At 64.0% G+C, this 16,182-nt stretch carries 13 protein-coding genes; 8 read left to right on the forward strand and 5 right to left on the reverse strand.

Annotated features, from left to right (window positions below; translation table 11 throughout):
• Positions 1-36: 36 nt before the first annotated feature.
• From ACFOJ9_RS06685 to ACFOJ9_RS06705, 5 genes are all read left to right on the forward strand, one after another.
• Positions 37-942 (forward strand): LysR substrate-binding domain-containing protein, encoded by a 906-nt coding sequence (locus ACFOJ9_RS06685; RefSeq protein ID WP_378977836.1) that lies wholly within the window; start codon positions 37-39, stop codon positions 940-942.
• 89 nt (positions 943-1,031) lie between these two features.
• Positions 1,032-3,110: a hydantoinase/oxoprolinase family protein gene (locus ACFOJ9_RS06690; RefSeq protein WP_378977837.1), complete on the forward strand. Its 2,079-nt coding sequence runs from the start codon at positions 1,032-1,034 to the stop codon at positions 3,108-3,110.
• A 4-nt stretch (positions 3,111-3,114) separates the two neighbouring features.
• Positions 3,115-5,100 carry a hydantoinase B/oxoprolinase family protein gene (locus ACFOJ9_RS06695; RefSeq protein ID WP_378977839.1) on the forward strand — a complete coding sequence of 662 codons (1,986 nt, stop codon included), beginning with the start codon at positions 3,115-3,117 and terminating at the stop codon, positions 5,098-5,100.
• Positions 5,097-5,399: a (2Fe-2S)-binding protein gene (locus tag ACFOJ9_RS06700; RefSeq protein ID WP_378977841.1), complete on the forward strand. Its 303-nt coding sequence runs from the start codon at positions 5,097-5,099 to the stop codon at positions 5,397-5,399. The genes ACFOJ9_RS06695 and ACFOJ9_RS06700 overlap by 4 nt, the downstream gene beginning before the upstream one ends.
• Positions 5,396-6,763, forward strand: coding sequence for an FAD/NAD(P)-dependent oxidoreductase (locus tag ACFOJ9_RS06705; RefSeq protein ID WP_378977843.1), 1,368 nt, complete (start codon positions 5,396-5,398; stop codon positions 6,761-6,763). The genes ACFOJ9_RS06700 and ACFOJ9_RS06705 overlap by 4 nt, the downstream gene beginning before the upstream one ends.
• A 48-nt stretch (positions 6,764-6,811) precedes the next feature.
• Here ACFOJ9_RS06705 and ACFOJ9_RS06710 read toward each other — a convergent pair whose 3' ends face one another.
• Positions 6,812-8,137: an NAD(P)/FAD-dependent oxidoreductase gene (locus ACFOJ9_RS06710; protein ID WP_378977845.1), complete on the reverse strand. Its 1,326-nt coding sequence runs from the start codon at positions 8,135-8,137 to the stop codon at positions 6,812-6,814.
• 223 nt (positions 8,138-8,360) lie between these two features.
• On the opposite strand from ACFOJ9_RS06710, the gene ACFOJ9_RS06715 reads away from it, so the two are divergent.
• A complete protein-coding gene (locus ACFOJ9_RS06715; RefSeq protein WP_378977847.1) occupies positions 8,361-8,837 on the forward strand; it encodes an Lrp/AsnC family transcriptional regulator in 477 nt (158 codons plus the stop codon).
• A 44-nt stretch (positions 8,838-8,881) separates the two neighbouring features.
• Here ACFOJ9_RS06715 and ACFOJ9_RS06720 read toward each other — a convergent pair whose 3' ends face one another.
• A complete protein-coding gene (locus ACFOJ9_RS06720; protein WP_378977849.1) occupies positions 8,882-9,823 on the reverse strand; it encodes a LysR substrate-binding domain-containing protein in 942 nt (313 codons plus the stop codon).
• A 72-nt stretch (positions 9,824-9,895) separates the two neighbouring features.
• On the opposite strand from ACFOJ9_RS06720, the gene ACFOJ9_RS06725 reads away from it, so the two are divergent.
• The gene (locus tag ACFOJ9_RS06725) at positions 9,896-11,968 is read left to right on the forward strand and encodes an oxidoreductase (protein WP_378977851.1); all 2,073 of its coding nucleotides are present in this window, start codon (positions 9,896-9,898) and stop codon (positions 11,966-11,968) included.
• Positions 11,969-12,211: 243 nt separating this feature from the next.
• Entirely contained in the window at positions 12,212-12,688 is a 477-nt protein-coding gene (locus tag ACFOJ9_RS06730) for an Lrp/AsnC family transcriptional regulator (RefSeq protein ID WP_378977853.1), read from the forward strand.
• On the opposite strand, the gene ACFOJ9_RS06735 is transcribed toward ACFOJ9_RS06730, so the two are convergent.
• From ACFOJ9_RS06735 to ACFOJ9_RS06745, 3 genes are read right to left on the reverse strand one after another with little or no spacing between them, the layout of a single operon-like run.
• The gene (locus ACFOJ9_RS06735; RefSeq protein ID WP_378977855.1) at positions 12,689-14,344 is read right to left on the reverse strand and encodes an ABC transporter ATP-binding protein; all 1,656 of its coding nucleotides are present in this window, start codon (positions 14,342-14,344) and stop codon (positions 12,689-12,691) included.
• On the reverse strand, positions 14,341-15,186 hold the full coding sequence (locus tag ACFOJ9_RS06740; RefSeq protein ID WP_378977857.1) for an ABC transporter permease: 846 nt from the start codon (positions 15,184-15,186) through the stop codon (positions 14,341-14,343). The genes ACFOJ9_RS06735 and ACFOJ9_RS06740 overlap by 4 nt, the downstream gene beginning before the upstream one ends.
• Before the next feature lie 2 nt (positions 15,187-15,188).
• On the reverse strand, positions 15,189-16,139 hold the full coding sequence (locus ACFOJ9_RS06745) for an ABC transporter permease (protein WP_378977859.1): 951 nt from the start codon (positions 16,137-16,139) through the stop codon (positions 15,189-15,191).
• Positions 16,140-16,182: the final 43 nt, after the last annotated feature.

Here is a 16,182-nt window from a genome sequence, read left to right on the forward strand (position 1 = left end):
TGGATAAGAGCCATAAGTTTTACCTATGGAGTTGCAATGCGGGCGCGACAGCTCGAAGTGTTCATCGCCGTCATGCGTGCGGGCACCGTGACCGCGGCGGCGCGGATGCTGAACATCTCCCAGCCTGCCTTGAGCCAGATCCTGCTCCACGCCGAGGATGAACTCGGCTTCACCCTGTTCGAGCGGGTGAAAGGCCGGTTGCGACCGACCCCGGAGGCGCTCGAGATCTTTCCTGATGCCGAGAGGTTGTCGGCGGGGCTTGAAGGCTTGCGCCGCAAGACCACGGATCTGCGACTGGGGCGCGCCGGGCTGGTGCGGGTTGCAGCGTCGCCGCCGCCGGCCATGGCGATATTGCCGCGCGCATTCACGAAATTCCGGGCGCAGCATCCTAATATTTTGCTGCGTTCCCATAGCGCGCCGATCGCCGCGATCGTCGACATGCTGCGCGCGGGGGATGCCAGCGTCGGCGTGGCCATGGACGACCGTCTGCCTCCCGATATCGAGGCGGAAGTGATCGGCAGCGTAGGCTTCTCATGCCTGCTGCCCACTGGGCATGCGTTAGCCGAGAAAACCGAGTTGACGCTCGCCGATCTCGCCGGCGAAGAATTGATATCCTATCGCGGAAATACCCGTCCCGCCGACGAACTGGCCCATGCGGCGCGCGCACAGGGCGTCACGCTTTCGCCTTCGCTCGAGATCGACGTATCGATCTCCGCCGTCGGCTTCGTGCAGGCCGGTCTGGGTATCGCGCTCGTCGACGCGCTGCTCCCGTGGCGCCAGTTTGCCGGGCTTGCCATCAGGCCGCTCGCGGCGGGGCCGGAATTTCCGATCGCGCTGCTCACCTCGCGCGCACGAGGGCTTTCACGTGCCGATGAGATGATGCGCGATGAAATTCGCGCAGCCTGTTCAACTGTCCTGGGTGAAAATTCCGCAAGAGCATAAGCCAGACTTATATCCTTGCCCGTCATCCATCTTGGACCCGAACCATCCAGTTATGCCAGCTTCAGGCCGCAGACAGGAAGGGACGCATCATGGATGGTGCCATCGCGGCGAACGAAGCGCAGAACGGAGCCGACTGGAAGGTCGGCGTCGATATCGGCGGGACATTCATCGATTTCTGCGCGCTGGAAGCCCGTTCTGGTCGTGTCGCCTCGCTGAAAGTGCTGACGACGCCGGAGGATCCGGGCGCCGAGCTGATGACGGGTCTCACTCTTCTGGCCGAGCGCGAAGGCTTTGATCCGACCCATATGACGCGCTTCGTGCACGGCACGACCGTCGGCATCAACACCATCATCCAGCGCAAGGGCGCGTCTCTCGCGCTGTTCACCAATGCCGGCTTCGAGGACGTGATCGAACTCGCGCGGCTGCGAATGCCGGACATGTATTCGCTGTTCTGCTCTCGGCCGGACCCGCTGATCTCGCGCGACATGGTCTTCGGCATTCCGGTTCGCATGCGTGCCGATGGAAGCGAATCCCAGGCGCCGGACCTGACGGCGGTGGAGAGGGCGGTGGCAGTGGCGAAGGCAAACGGGGCGTTAGGGGTCATCGTGTCCTTCCTCCATTCATGGCGCAATGCCGCGCAGGAAGCCTCGGTGAAAGCGGCGGTCGCGCGCCTTGCACCGGACCTCTTCGTCTTTTGCTCGGCCGAGGTGTGGCCGGTCATCCGCGAATACGAACGCAGCTCGACCGCCATTCTCAATGGCTATGTCCATCCGCGCGTCTCGGCCTATCTGACGGCGCTGGAAGAGCGGCTGAAGGGTCTCGGCGCGCCAGCCCGCCCCATGCTGACGAAGTCGAACGGCGGGCTGATGAACGCTGCTGAAGGCAAGCACGCCTGCGTGAACATGCTGCTGTCGGGAACGGCTTCCGGCGTCATCGGCGCCTCATGGCTGGCGCGTCAGGCAGGCGAAGACAAGGTCCTTACTCTCGACATCGGCGGCACCTCGGCCGACTTCGCGCTCATCATCGGCGGCGAGGCGCAGTTCGGGACCGGCGAGCTGATCGGCGAATTTCCGCTTCACATCCCCTCTGTCTCGGTGAGCTCGATCGGCGTCGGTGGCGGCTCTATCGCCAGTGTCGACGCGCAGGGGGTGCTGCGCGTCGGGCCGGAGTCGGCCGGTTCCACGCCAGGACCGGCATGCTACGGCCGTGGCGGCGAGCGGGCGACGGTGACCGACGCCATGGTGGTGTGCGGATGGCTCGGCCACAGCGAGATGGCCTATGGCCAGCTCAGCATCGATGCCGGACTGGCGCATCGCGCGATCGGCGATCTTGCCGCCCGGCTCGGCCGCCCGGTCGAGCAGACCGCACAGGCGATCCTCGACATCGCGGTGTCGGAGATGTTCGTCGAGGTCGAGAAGCTTGCCTCGCGCGCCGGCGTCGACCTGCGTGATTTCACGCTGATGCCCTTTGGCGGCGGCGGCCCCATGCTCGGCGCCTTTCTTGCCCGCGAACTCGGCATGAAGCGCGTCATGGCGCCCCGCCGCCCCGGCGTGGTGTCGGCGCTGGGTGGACTGGTGGCGGATCTGCGCGGAGATTTCATCCGCACCATCTTCAGCCCGCTGTCGGGCACATCGCTACCAACAATCCGCGAGGCCTTCGAGACCCTCGCGCAAGAGGGCCGCGATTGGCTTGCAGCGCAGGGGCACGACGCGGCCGCGCAACTCAATCTGTCCTGCGACATGCGCTACATCGGGCAGAGCTATGAAATCGAGGTCGTGTTGTCGCCGGAATGGCTGGCGGACGGCAACACCGCAGCCATCGAGCAGGCCTTCCACCGCACCCATGAGCGGCTCTACGATTTCCACGATCCGGACGGCGAAATCGAGCTTGTGAATATCAGGCTGTCCGCCGTCGGCGCGGGTCCGACGCTCTCCTTCCCGGAGACCGATGAGATCGATGTCCCCGCCAGCCCGGCGCGCCGGCTGCCGGTCTATACTGGCCTGAGCATCGAGACCGTCGATCTGCACGACCGGCAGACGCTCGTACCCGGCAGCACGTTCCACGGGCCCGCTGTGGTGGTGCAGGAAGACACAACCTTTGCCATTCCCGCCGGAACGCAGGCACGGGTCGACCGCCACCTCAACCTTCTGCTGACCTTCCCGGAGTGACACCATGTTTGACCGGACAAACCTGCAGGTTCTGGCAAACCACGCCCGCGCGGCGGCCGAGAACATGGCGCACACGCTGCACCGCACCGCGCACTCCGCCTTCGTCAAGGAGACGCAGGACTTCACGGTGATGCTGATGGATCGTTCGGGGGCAACCTTCGCCGTCCCGATGGAACTTGGCGCCACCTGGTATCCGGGGCTTTCGTATCACCGCGCGATCGCGATGGTGGACGACTACCGGCCGGGCGACGTCGCTTTTACCAACGATCCCTATTCCGGCTACGTCGCCACGCATGCGCCTGACACGCATCTGTGGAAGCCGGTCTTCGTCGAGGGTGAGATCGTCGCCTGGACCGGAGGGCATATCCACAACACCGACATAGGCGGGGCGGTGCCGGCTTCGCTCAGCCGGGCGCTGACCGAAATCCATCAGGAAGGCATCCGCTTTCCTCCCATGAAGCTGGTAAGGGAGGGCGTCTTCGACGAGATGATCCTGCGTATCATGAGCACCAATGTGCGCAAGCCAGATCTCAACATCGGCGACATCAAGGCGCTGGTCGGCGCGCTCAACACCGGCGAGCGCAAGATCCAGGCGATGGTGCGGAAGTTCGGGAAAGCCGGCTTCATCGAAGGCGTTGCCGCCCTTCTCGACCATGCCGAGGCGCAGGCGCGCGACGTGCTGCGCTCCATGCCCGACGGCACGTGGGAATTCGCGGACTATGCCGACGAGGATTCGGTCGAGGCCAATCCCTGCCGGCTGAAGCTGACGCTAACGATCAAGGGGGACAAGGCGGTGCTCGACTTCACCGGTTCCGATCCGCAGCTTGGCTCCTCGCTCAACGTGCCGTCCGGCGGCGACCCGCGACACACCATGCTGCTAGTGGGTGTCTATTACGTGCTCTATACGCTCAACCCGAAGATCCTGCTCAACACGGGCCTCACCCGGCCCTTCACCTGCATCACACCGCGAGGCTCCGTGCTGAATCCGGTGCACCCCGCTGCCGTGGGCATGCGCTCGCTTACCTGCGCCCGGCTGCGGTCGGTCATCTTCGGCGCCTTCTCGCAGGCGGTGCCGGAGCGCCTGCCTGCTGCTCCGGCCGGCAACAACTGCATCGTCAACGTCATGACCACGGACGAGCGCACCAGCCGGACCGTCATCGCGGCGGTGAACCCCGTGGTGGGGGGTGGCGGGGCGATGCCGCATCGCGACGGAACGAACGGATCGGGCGCTGATGCAGCCTACCTCAAGAACACGCCAATCGAGATCACCGAGACCGAGACCCCGGTCGAATTCGTGAAATACGGGCTCGCCAGAGACAGCGGTGGTGCGGGGCGTTGGCGCGGCGGCTTGGCGACCGAGATGGCCTTCCGCGTCTTCGCCCCTGATTCCAGGATCACGGCGCGCAACCGCGACCGCAGCTTCTTCCGGCCCTGGGGCGTGCTGGGCGGCAAGGCGGCCGGCCTGTCGGATATGGTCGTCAATCCGGGAACCGGGCATGAGCGGCGACTGGGCAACATCGACACCGCGGTTCTGCAGCCCGGCGACGTGCTCGATCTCCGCTCCGCCGGAGGCGGTGGGCGCGGCGATCCGTATGAGCGCGAACCCTGGCGGGTCGTGCAGGACGTGCGGCGCGGATATGTCTCGCCGACTGCCGCCGAACGCGACTACGGCGTCGTCATCCGCGGCGGTGAGGTTGACGAACAGGCGACGGAAAGGCTGCGCGAGCGGCAGAGGCCAGCCGCCAGCCATTTCCATTTCGGTCTCGAGCGTGAAGGCTACGAAGCGCAGTGGACGCCGACCACCTATGACCGGCTCACCGCCATACTAAAGGACTTGCCGATCCACTGGCGGTTCTTCGCCAAGACGGAGATCTTCCGTCGGATGAAGGGGCGCTCGGGGCCGGAAGGCGTCCAGGCGGCTTTCGATGCGGTCTGCGAACGGTTCCCCGAATTGCCGCGTTCAGGCCCGGTACGGGAGGCCGCGGAATGATCACGGCCGGCGGCATCGTCCGGCTGGCCGAGTTCGGCCGGGCAGGGGTGCATTTCTTTCTCGACGGGCAGATGTTTGGAGCGCTTGCGGGCGACACTGTGCTGACGGCCATGCTGACGTCAGGGCACGCGTTGCGGAAGTCCGAATTCGGGCCCGAATGGCGTGCAGGTTTCTGCCTGATGGGAGCCTGCCAGGATTGCTGGGTGTGGCAAGACGAGGGGCCGCGCCTGCGGGCGTGCTCGACACTTGTCACCGAAGGCATGCGGTTGCGCACGACGCCATCCGAGAGCTGGCCGTGAGCGAGACCTTATCGCCGCGGGTCGTGATCGTGGGCGCTGGTCCCGCGGGCATAAGGGCGGCAGCTACGCTGGTCGAGGCCGGGCTCCACCCAGTGGTGATCGACGAAGGGCATCGCGCTGGCGGGCAAATCTATCGCCGTCCGCCTGTCGGGTTCACCCGCACCGCGAAGCAGCTCTACGGGTCTGAAGCGGCGAAGGCGGGCGCACTGCATGCGCTTTTCGACCGGCTGGCCAAAGGGGGGCGGCTCACCCATTGCGCAGCGAGCTCGGTCGTTGCTGTGCATGAGGGACGGCTGCACGTGCTGGGGGAGAGCGGCGTGCAGGTGACCAGCTACGACCGCCTGATCCTTGCCACCGGTGCGTCCGACCGCGTCGCGCCGGTCCCCGGCTGGCAGAATGCTGGCGTCTACAGCCTTGGCGCGGCGCAGATCGCGCTCAAGGCGCAAGGCGTGGCCCTCGGGAGGCGGATCGTCCTGATGGGGTCGGGGCCTCTGCTGACGCTGGTCGGCGCCCAGCTCGTCAAGGCTGGAGCGGATGTGGCAGCAGTGCTGGACACTTCTTCCTGGACCCAGCAGATGCGGGGGGTCTGGCAGCTTGCCGCCCGTCCAATTGTCGCGCTGCGCGGTCTGGCCCTGCGAGCGAGGCTCGGCGGCCGCTACCATGCGGGCGTGACGTTCGAACGGATCGAGGCCGACGGGCAGGGTGTCACAGCGATGCGCTGGCGCGAAGCTGGTGGCCGGGACCGCCTCACCCCATGTGACATGATAGGCATGGGGTGGCACCTGCGCGCGGAAACCCATCTGGCCGACCTTGTGGGATGCGCCTTCACGTTTGACGAGGAGTGGCGGCAATGGCTGCCAAAGACCGACGAGATGGGTCGTGCCGGCAACGGCGTCTATCTTGCGGGCGATGGGGTTCGTTTTCTGGGAGCGGACGGCGCGGAGATCGCCGGGCGCCTGGCGGCGGCGGCATGCCTTGCCGATCTCGGATTGCTGGCACCTTCCCACTGTGCCGATCTGCGCAAGCTCGCGCGGCTCGAACGCTTTGCCGGCGGTCTGGCTCGCGCCTTTCCCTGGCCGGCGGCGATGGTGCAGGCACTTCCTGACGAAGCCGTCGTCTGCCGCTGCGAGAATGTGAGTGCCGGCGAGATACGCCAGAGTGTGGATTTCGGCGGCAGCGAGGCCAACAGGGTGAAGTCGCTGTCGCGCGTCGGCATGGGGCGCTGCCAGGGGCGCTATTGTCAGTTGGCTGCCGTTGAGCTCGTCGCGGCGCAAGCCGGCTGCGCGCCCGGCGCTGTCGGCCGGTTTCGCGGCCAGGCGCCGGTCCGGCCGGCGCCTATCGGCGCTTTTCTGTGGCACGGCTGACGCGGTTTCACAGCCGATCTTCGCCCCGGGCTGATGTTTAGCTTTGGATTAGAAGTCGGCAACCTTCCCCCAGGCCGAAGCGTCGAAGCGCCGAGGATCATAGGATTTCGGATCGACGATTGGTTTAGAGCCAGTCATCAGGTCGGCGACGAGGTGCCCGGCGCCGGGTCCGATGCCGAAGCCATGCCCCGAGAACCCGGCAGCCAGGAAGAAACCCGGAACGTTATCGATCTCGCCGATTGCAGGCACGCCGTCCGGCGTGCTGTCGATGTAGCCGGCCCATGCTGCGCTGATCTTTGTTTGGCTCAGTGCCGGCAGTAGCTCGAGCGCCCGCGCGTGGGTCAGGCGGATGGTCGCGCGATCCGGAACCGGATCGAGGACGCGCATCCGCTCCATAGGCGTTGGCCGGTCGAGACGCCAGCGCTGGAGTGCCTCGTGGCCAGAGCGCATGCCCTGCAGGCCGCCCGGCGCGAGACTTCGCCACCGCTTCAGGAACATGGGCAGGAACTGCGAGGAGAAGCGCAACTGTTGCGGCGTCACGTCCACGCGTCCGCGTCCGCTTATGGCGAGCGTATAGCCGCCGTCGCTGCGGCGCGTGGCCGAGATCCTTGCCGTGTGCAGGGCATCCGGCAGGCCCTTGGCGCCGGGCGACACGGACAGGATGGAGGAGCGGACCGACGCTTGCGGAAAACGGAAACCGAACTGATGGCAAAAGGAGGACGCCCAGGCGCCGCCGGCCAGCACCGCCGCCTTCGTCCGGATCGTTCCGCTTTCCGTGACCACGCCGCTCAGGCGTCCGCCCTCGGTCTCGATACCGCGCGCCGCGCAATTCTGGTGCACGGTGCCCCCGAGCTTGAGGATGGCCCGGGCGACCGACGGTGCTGCCCGCGACGGATCGGCGGTGCCGTCGGTCGGCGAGAAGACGCCGCCTTTCCATGTCCGGCCCGTGGCACCACCCCGCTCGCTGGCCTCGGCGCTGGCAAGCATGTGCGTGGTGACGCCGGCCGTTCTGGCGAAGTCGCGCCAGCGCGCCCAGCCGGCCAGTTCCATCTCGTCATTGCTTAGATAAAGCAGGCCGCAGCGGCGAAAGCCGGTGTCTTCGCCGGTTTCCGTCGCGAAGCTGTCCCACAGATCGAGGCTTCGGGTTGCCATCGGCAACTCGCGGGCGTCGCGGTTCTGCTGGCGGCACCATCCCCAGTTCCTCGAGGACTGCTCGGCACCGACGCGTCCCTTTTCGACGAGCGCGACCTTCAGGCCGCCCCGTGCCAGGTAATAGGCCGCGAAGATGCCTACGATGCCGCCGCCGATCACCACCGCGTCGGCGGATTGCGGCAGTTCTCCGGATGTCTCGATTTGCTGCAGCGGCGCGCGCATGGTCCCTCTACCTTTGAAGCTACAATCTAGCGTGTTGCGCAGGCAGCCGCTGCCGCAGTTGACGCCGAAGCAGAATTTTATTCCGGCAGCTCGGTCGAAATCGGGAGCCGCTGCGTTTCAAAGCGGTATCCACCTGATGGACAGGCCAACGGGCTGTGGTAGTGTCAATGGTTCCTGACAAGGCAGCATTTTGTGCTGTGGTATGCGTTGTGCGGAGACGACCGTGAAACTGGATCGGATCGACATCAAAATTCTTCACGAATTGCAGAAGAACGGCCGCATCACCAATGTGGAACTGGCTGATCTGGTGCATCTGTCACCGAGCCCGTGCTTGATGCGGGTCAAGAAACTGCAGTCGGAAGGCTACATCGAGGGCTATTCCGCGCAGATCAATATCGGCAAGCTCGGCCAGACGTTGACGGTCTTCACCGAAATCACCTTGAAGAACCACCGCCAAGTGGACTTCGCCCGCTTTCTCGCCGTCGTGGACAAGATCGACCAGGTCATAGAGTGCCACCTCGTGTCGGGCGGCTACGATTATCTGATGAAATTCGTCGCCGCCGGCATCGGTGAGTACCAGACGATCATGGAGCGGCTGACCGACATGGATATCGGCATCGACAAATATTTCAGCTTCGTGGTGCTGAAGTCTCCCATCGTCAAGGCTCACATGCCGCTGCCCAGCCTGTTTCCGAGGTAGTCAGCGATTGCCGCGCCCGCGCTGCATTTGTCGCCCGTAGCCCGCTACAAGATGTTCGGCCGCAAGATCGGGTGCAGTGCTTCCAATTCGGCTTGCATCTCGCCGATCATCCACGCGCGGATGTCGGAGACGACAGGTCGTACGGGCCGTGAGCGCGGTGCGATCAGTTGATGGATCCGGCCCGTGCTGATGTGCCTGTCCGAGGCCGGAACAAGCGTTCCCTGAAGCAATGCCCTTGAAACGTTGCTGAGCCAGCCGAGCGCCACGCCTTCTCCATTCATCGCGGCCTGAAGCACGACCGCATAGTCCGAGAATTCGAGCCACTTCGCCTTGCTGGTCCTGCGGTCACCTACGCTGCCCCAGGCGTCCAGCCACTGCTCCTTCGCGTCGCTCAGATGAAGCAGGACATGACCTTCCCCGGTTGCGGCATGCATTAGCCGACCGTGGGCCGACAGATAGGATGGGCTGCACACCGGAACGATGATTTCCGGCGAGAATGCCCAGTGGTGATAGAGGGTGTCGTCATCGGCGAGGATTCTCGTGGCAAGGTCGACATTCTCGGCGGGTCCCCGCAGAACGCCCGCAATCAGTTCGAACCTGAGGTCCACATCAGGAAATCTCGTGCTGAACGTTCCCAACCGGGGAACGAACCAATGTGTTGCGAGGGAACTCGAAAGCGAAAGGGTTACCACCGGCTTTGCGGCGCTGATCTGCTTTATTCTGCGGATCGCCTCCTCGATGCCGTCAAATCCCTCACGCACAGCCGAATAGAGGGCGCGCCCTTCCTGGGTCGGGACCAATCCTGTTGGCCGCCGCGTGAAAAGAGCCACGCCAAAATCGGCCTCGAGCTGGGCGATGCTACGGCTGACGGATGGTTGCGTGACGTTGAACTCGCGCGCTGCGGCCGTGAAACTCCCCGACCGGACAGCAGCCTCGAAAACAAGCAGTCCACGCGCGGAAGGAACGAGTTTTGCGAAACCAGCCATACGCCCAGCGTATAGCCACCCCAATAATTTTCAAGCTTTCCGCAGTCCTGTAAATGGCGAACTATAACCATTATGAATGGGGCGGAGCAGGACGTGAAGACAGCATCTCAAGCAGGCAGCACATCCAGCGATCCTCTGCTTCAGCCGTTTCGGCTCAAGGGTCTGACGCTGCGCAACCGCGTCGTCAGCACCAGTCATGCCTCCATGCTGGACGATGGTGGCCTGCCGCTCGAGCGCTATCAGCTCTACCATGAGGAGAAGGCGCGCGGCGGCCTGGCGATGACGATGGCAGGCGGCTCCGCAATGACTTCGCCTGATTCGAGCTGGGGCGGCGGTCAGTTGGACCTTTCCAGCGATCGCATCGTCCCGCATCTGCAGTCGCTGTCGCGGCGAATTCATCGCCACGGCGCGGTGGTCATGTGCCAGGTCTCACATCTTGGCCGGCGCGCCACCGCCTATGCTGGAAACTGGCTGCCGCCGGTGGCGCCGTCGCGTGTTCGCGAGACGCGAAACCGGAATTTTCCAAAGGAGATGGACCGCGCGGACATCGACAGGATCGTCAAGGATTACGCTAGTGCCGCCAAGCGCTGCCGTGACGGCGGTCTGGACGGCATCGAGACGGTCACCGGCGGTCATCTGATCGGTCAATTCTTGTCGCGCAGAACAAACAGACGCACGGATGCCTTCGGCGGCTCACTCGAAAACCGCGCGCGCTTCGGCTTGATGGTCCATGAGGCGATCCGTCGGGCCGTGGGCGACGACTTTGCTGTCGGCATCCGGTTCGTGATCGACGAGGCGGTCGACGGCGGGTCGGACTTCGAGGAATGCCTCGCTCTCGCCAGGCTGTTCGAGCGCGAAGGCCATATCGATTTCTTCAATTGTATCTTTGGCAGCATGGACACCGACCTGTCCCTGGCCGAGCAGAACATGCCCGGAATGTTCAGTCAGAGCGCGCCGTTTCTGCCGCTGGTTGGACAGTTCAAGCGTGAGACCAGCCTGCCTATCATCCACGCCGCAGCCATCCGGGATGTAGCCACGGCCCGGCATGCGATCCGCGAAAACCTCGTCGATCTGGTCGGCATGACGCGGGCGCATATTGCCGACCCCCATATCGTAAACAAGGTGATGCGCGGAGAAGAAGAACGCATCCGCCCGTGCGTCGGTGCATCCTACTGCCTCTACAAGAAGGTGCAGTGCATTCACAACCCGGCCAGCGGTCATGAAACGATCATCAGCCACACCATCGAGCGGGCCGAAACGCAGAAACGGGTGGTCGTGGTCGGCGGTGGTCCGGGTGGAATGGAAGCGGCAAGGGTTGCCGCCGAGCGCGGACACACGGTGAGCCTGCTCGAAGCCGGGGCGCGACTTGGCGGACAGGTGCTCGTCGCAGCCTCCGCCTTCGATCGCAAGGATCTCATCGGCATTGTCGACTGGCGTACCGGCGAACTCGCTCGCCTGGGCGTGGAAGTCCATCTCAACACCTATGCGGACGCAGAAATCGTCCTTGCCGAGAAACCGGACGCTGTCATCATCGCAACCGGCGGCATTCCGGACATGGAATGGCTGGAGGGCGCTGAACATTGCGACAGCGTCTGGGATGTCTTGACCGGGCTCGTGCCGGCGAAGGACGATGTGCTCATCTACGACGAGACCGGACGCCAGGCCGCAATTTCCTGCGCCCTGCATCTTGCTCGCTTGGGGCGCGTGGTCAGCCTGGCCATAGCGGACGATACCTTGGCGATCGAGACGCCCTATCCGGACCGAGTGAGTTTTCGCAAACGCGCCGCGGAACGCGGCATCCGCGTCGTCAGCGACGTGCGCCTGGTCAAGGCAGGGCGCCAAGGCAACGGCATCGCCGCCACGTTCCGACACGAGCTCACCGGTGCGGAAACGGAAATGACGGCAGCACAACTGATTGTCGAGCGCGGCACGGTGCCCATGGAGGATACCTACCAGGAATTGCGTGTCCGCTCCGCCAACAACGGCGTCACCGACATAGCACTTATGACGGGAACGGAAACGAGGGGGGACAATGGTTTCCAAGCTGCCGGATCGTTCGTCTTGCACCGCATTGGAGACGCAGTTGCCAGCAGGGACATCTACTCGTCGATCTATGAGGCCTACCGCATCTGCTCGCAGTTGTAGACCGAGCGAAAGCCCGTTGTGACATGCAGGTTTGCCCCGAACAGGAAGCGCGTCACCTCGTCTAGAAATACATCGGCTCAAGAAACTTCAGGTTCTCAAGCCAGATCGGAGATCTATGCCTTACAGGGCTCGCCTCTTTAGACACTTCGCCGGGAGCTGGAATGCAGCATCGGGAAACCACCACAGCATGGACAACACACTAGCCCGGATGGCGGCTCCCAAAACCTTGCTCTTAGGCAGCCCATGAAACTCGATCGGATTGACATCAAGATTCTGAACGAACTCCAGAAGAACGGCCGGATCACAAATGTGGAACTGGCCGAACGGGTCAATCTCTCCCCCAGCCCATGTTTGATGCGGGTAAAGAAGCTGCAGGCTGAAGGCTTTATCGTTCGCTATTCGGCGCAGATAGACATCGCAAAGCTGGGGCGGACGCTCACCGTCTTCACTGAAATTACGCTAAAAAACCATCGCAAGATCGACTTCGCGCGTTTCCTTGCCGCCATCGACAAAGTTGATGCGGCCGTCGAATGCCACCGCGTTTCGGCCCGTTACGACTATCTGATGAAATTCGTGGTCGCCGGCATCGGCGAGTACCAGGCGACCATGGAGCGGCTGTCCGACATGGATATCGGCATCGACAAGTATTCCAGCTTCGTGGTGCTGAAGTCCCCGATCGTCAAGGCGCACATGCCGTTGCCCAGCCTCTTTCCCTTATAGTCAGCGATGGCCGTACTGCTTGACCAGCTCGGGGTCGCGGACGAGACCATCGAGCCACGTCGGATCGAGCTTCGGCACGGAGGAGAACAGAAGCTTGGAATAGGGATGGGTGGGCGCCTTGAGCTTGTCGGGCGTGATCTGCTCCACCCGCTCGCCGTTATACATGACCATGATTTCGTCGCAGATCGCTTCGACGACGGAGAGGTCGTGGCTGATGAAAATGTAGGAAAGGCCCAACTCGCGCTGCAGTTCCTTGAGCAGCTCGATCACGGCGGCCGCCACCACCGTGTCGAGCGCCGAGGTGATTTCGTCGCAGATGATGAGCTTGGGTCCGGCCGCCAAGGCGCGCGCGAAGTTCACCCGCTGCTTCTGGCCGCCCGAGAGCTCCGACGGATGTCTGTAGCGCAGGCCCCGCGGCAGGCGCACCATGTCGAGCAACTCGTCTACGCGTTTCGAGCGCGCCTGCCGGTCTAGCCGGTGATAGAAGGCCAGCGGGCGGGAGATGATGTCCTCCACCGGCTTGGCTGGATTGAGCGCGGTGTCGGCATACTGGAACACGATTTGCATCTCGCGCAGCTGGTCCTGGCTGCGTTTCCTGGCGGCGCGCTCCAGTTGCTTGCCGTCGAAGACGATGTCGCCGGCCGCCGCTGGATGGATGCCGGCGATGACACGCGCGAGCGTCGATTTTCCGCAGCCGGATTCGCCGATGACGCCTAGGTTGCGCCCCTTCTCGACGACCAGGCTGACGGAATCGACAGCGCGGATGAGTGGCAGTCCGTCATCCCGCACCGCGCCATAGCCTGCAGTCACATTGTCGATACGCAGCAACGGCTTCGCGCCGGCATCCGCGTCCGCATGCGCTTGCCTCGGCTTCGGCTCGAAGGCAGCCAGCAGTTCACGCGTATAGGGGTGCTGGGCGGCCGAAAGAATCTGAGCCGTGGTGCCGGTTTCCTGTACTTCGCCGCCCTTCAGCACCACAATGCGGTCGGCGATCTGGGCGACAACCGCGAGGTCGTGGGAAACGTAGACACCTGCTATCCCGCCCGCCCGCATGACCGACTTGAATGCCTTCAGCACGTCGATCTGCGTCGTCACGTCGAGTGCAGTCGTCGGCTCGTCGAAGATCATCAGCTTGGGATCGCCGATGAGCGCCATGGCCGCCGACAGCCGCTGCAATTGCCCGCCCGAAACCTGGTGCGGATAACGCGCGCCGATCCCTTCCGGATCCGGTAGCGACAAAGCCCGGAACAGCTCGACCGCTCGCTTTCGCGCCTGCTCGGGCGGCATCAGCCTGTGGATGCGCGTAACCTCGATCACCTGCTCCATGATCGTCGACGAGGGGTTGAAGGCAGCGGCAGCACTTTGCGGAACATAGGCAATATCGGTGCCGCGCAACTTGGCGCGTTCCTTTTCGGAGAGCGCTGCCATGTTCTTGCCGTTTACATTGATCTCGCCGCCGGTGATCCGGCAGCCGGGGCGCGCATAGCCCATGAGCGAGAGCGCTACCGTCGTCTTGCCGGAGCCGCTCTCTCCGATAAGGGCGACGATCTCGCCGTCGGCGATGTCGAGGCTGACGCCCCTGATGATTTCGATAAGCCGTCCGGCGTCCGTCGTCGCCTCGATCCTCAGGTTCCTGACCTCGACGAGATTGGTCATGCGTTCCTGTCCCTGATCTTTTGCGGCAGGTTGTCGATCAGCAGGTTGACGCTGATGGTGAGGCTGGCGATGGCCAGCGAAGGCACGATAACGGCTGGCGCCGCGAAGGGCAGGCCGCCGATGTTCTCGCGCACCAGCGCGCCCCAGTCGGCGAGCGGCGGCTGTAGGCCGAGCCCCAGGAAGGAGAGGCCGGAGAGCAGCAGCACGATGAAGACGAAGCGCAGCCCAAAGTCGGCGAGCACCGGGCGGATGATGTTGGGCAGGATCTCGGACCCGATGAGATAGGCGGTGCTTTCGCCGCGCACGCGAGCGACGGTCATGAAGTCCATGGTGTTGATGTTGACAGCAAGCGCCCGCGCGAAGCGGTAGGCGCCCGGAATATAGATGACGGCGAGCGTCAGGATCAGCGCCGGGATCGACGAGCCGACCGCGGCGACGACCACAAGACCGAACAGCTTGCTGGGGATCGAGTTCATGGCGTCCAGGAAGCGGCTGAGGCAGCTGTCGAGCCAGCCGCCGGTGACGGCCGCGATCATCCCCAGCACGACGCCGGAAAAGCAGGCGATACAGACGGCCGCAAGCGATATGCCGACAGTGTAGCGTGCGCCCATCAGAACCCGCGAAAGCATATCGCGTCCCAGGTAGTCCGAGCCGAACCAAAGCCCCTGACGCATCGGGCCGAAATAGTCGTCGTCGACGATCTCGCCGATCGGATGGGGAAGGATGTAGGGCGCGAAGATCGCGACGAGCGTCCACGCCAGTATGACCAGCGAGGCCACGACGCCCACGAGATTATAGCTGTGGCCCAGGAAGGACCGTCGGGAGGCTGTGGCGCGCGCCATCGTTATCTGAGCCTCGGGTTGGAAATGACGGCGATGATGTCGGCGGTCGTGATGAGGAGAAGGTAGCCAAGGCAGAAGATCATCGCGCAGCTCTGGATCAGCGGCAGGTCGCGGGTGGCGACCGCATCAACCATCAGCTTGGCGATGCCGGGATAATTGAAGATCGTCTCCACGATGATGACGCCGCCGACGAGATAGGACAGCGAGAGCGCGACGGCATTGACGATCGGCCCGAGAGCGTTCGGAAGCGCGTGCTTGAGCACCATGCGGCTGCGTGAGGCGCCTTTGAGAAGCGCCATCTCGACATAAGGCGTGGAGAGCGTTTCGAGCACGGCGGCGCGCGTCATGCGGATCATCTGGGCGGAGATGACGAAGGTGAGCGTGATCACCGGCATTGCATAGATGCGCACGAGGTCGGTCAGCGAATGCGCCTCGTTGACCGAGGACAGTGCCGGCAGCCATTTGAGGTAAACGGCGAAAAGCAGGACCGCGAGGGTCGCGACCATGAATTCCGGCACGGAGATGATGCCGATCGAAAGAATGGTGACGGTGCGGTCGTAGAGAGAACCGCGCAACATGGCGGCGGTGATGCCGAGCGTCAGCGCCAGCGGCACCGAGAGCAGTGTGGTGATGCCAGCCAGCTTCATGGTGTTTACGAAGCGTCCGCCGATCAGTGCGGCGACCGGCATGTCGTTGGCATAGGAGGTGCCGAGGTCGCCGTGGAGCAGGCCGAGAAGCCAGCGCAGGAAGCGCAGGATTGCCGGATCGTTGAGATGCATGGCCTCGCGCAGGCCGGCGACGGCTTCCGGAGTCGCCGCCTGGCCGAGCAGGATCGACGCGGTGTCGCCGGGCAGCATGCTGGTGGCGAAAAAAACGGCGAACAGCACGATCAAAAGCGTGACGGCCGCGATCGCCAGCCGCTTCAGCACGAGGTTGAGAACCCCAGACGTCATGGAAGCGCTCCTGCGTTGCGTTTCGGCCAAGCCATGTTGCGCA

Source organism: Mesorhizobium cantuariense (assembly GCF_042647205.1).
GTDB lineage: Bacteria > Pseudomonadota > Alphaproteobacteria > Rhizobiales > Rhizobiaceae > Mesorhizobium > Mesorhizobium cantuariense.

What these genes read in the sequence shown, in the direction of transcription:
- ACFOJ9_RS06685 (WP_378977836.1), top strand. Translation starts at nt 37, where the DNA reads ATGCGGGCGCGACAGCTCGAAGTGTTCATCGCCGTCATGCGTGCGGGC.
- ACFOJ9_RS06690 (WP_378977837.1), top strand. Translation starts at nt 1,032, where the DNA reads ATGGATGGTGCCATCGCGGCGAACGAAGCGCAGAACGGAGCCGACTGG.
- ACFOJ9_RS06695 (WP_378977839.1), top strand. Translation starts at nt 3,115, where the DNA reads ATGTTTGACCGGACAAACCTGCAGGTTCTGGCAAACCACGCCCGCGCG.
- ACFOJ9_RS06700 (WP_378977841.1), top strand. Translation starts at nt 5,097, where the DNA reads ATGATCACGGCCGGCGGCATCGTCCGGCTGGCCGAGTTCGGCCGGGCA.
- ACFOJ9_RS06710 (WP_378977845.1), bottom strand. Translation starts at nt 8,137, where the DNA reads ATGCGCGCGCCGCTGCAGCAAATCGAGACATCCGGAGAACTGCCGCAA.
- ACFOJ9_RS06720 (WP_378977849.1), bottom strand. Translation starts at nt 9,823, where the DNA reads ATGGCTGGTTTCGCAAAACTCGTTCCTTCCGCGCGTGGACTGCTTGTT.
- ACFOJ9_RS06725 (WP_378977851.1), top strand. Translation starts at nt 9,896, where the DNA reads ATGAATGGGGCGGAGCAGGACGTGAAGACAGCATCTCAAGCAGGCAGC.
- ACFOJ9_RS06730 (WP_378977853.1), top strand. Translation starts at nt 12,212, where the DNA reads ATGAAACTCGATCGGATTGACATCAAGATTCTGAACGAACTCCAGAAG.
- ACFOJ9_RS06735 (WP_378977855.1), bottom strand. Translation starts at nt 14,344, where the DNA reads ATGACCAATCTCGTCGAGGTCAGGAACCTGAGGATCGAGGCGACGACG.
- ACFOJ9_RS06740 (WP_378977857.1), bottom strand. Translation starts at nt 15,186, where the DNA reads ATGGCGCGCGCCACAGCCTCCCGACGGTCCTTCCTGGGCCACAGCTAT.
- ACFOJ9_RS06745 (WP_378977859.1), bottom strand. Translation starts at nt 16,139, where the DNA reads ATGACGTCTGGGGTTCTCAACCTCGTGCTGAAGCGGCTGGCGATCGCG.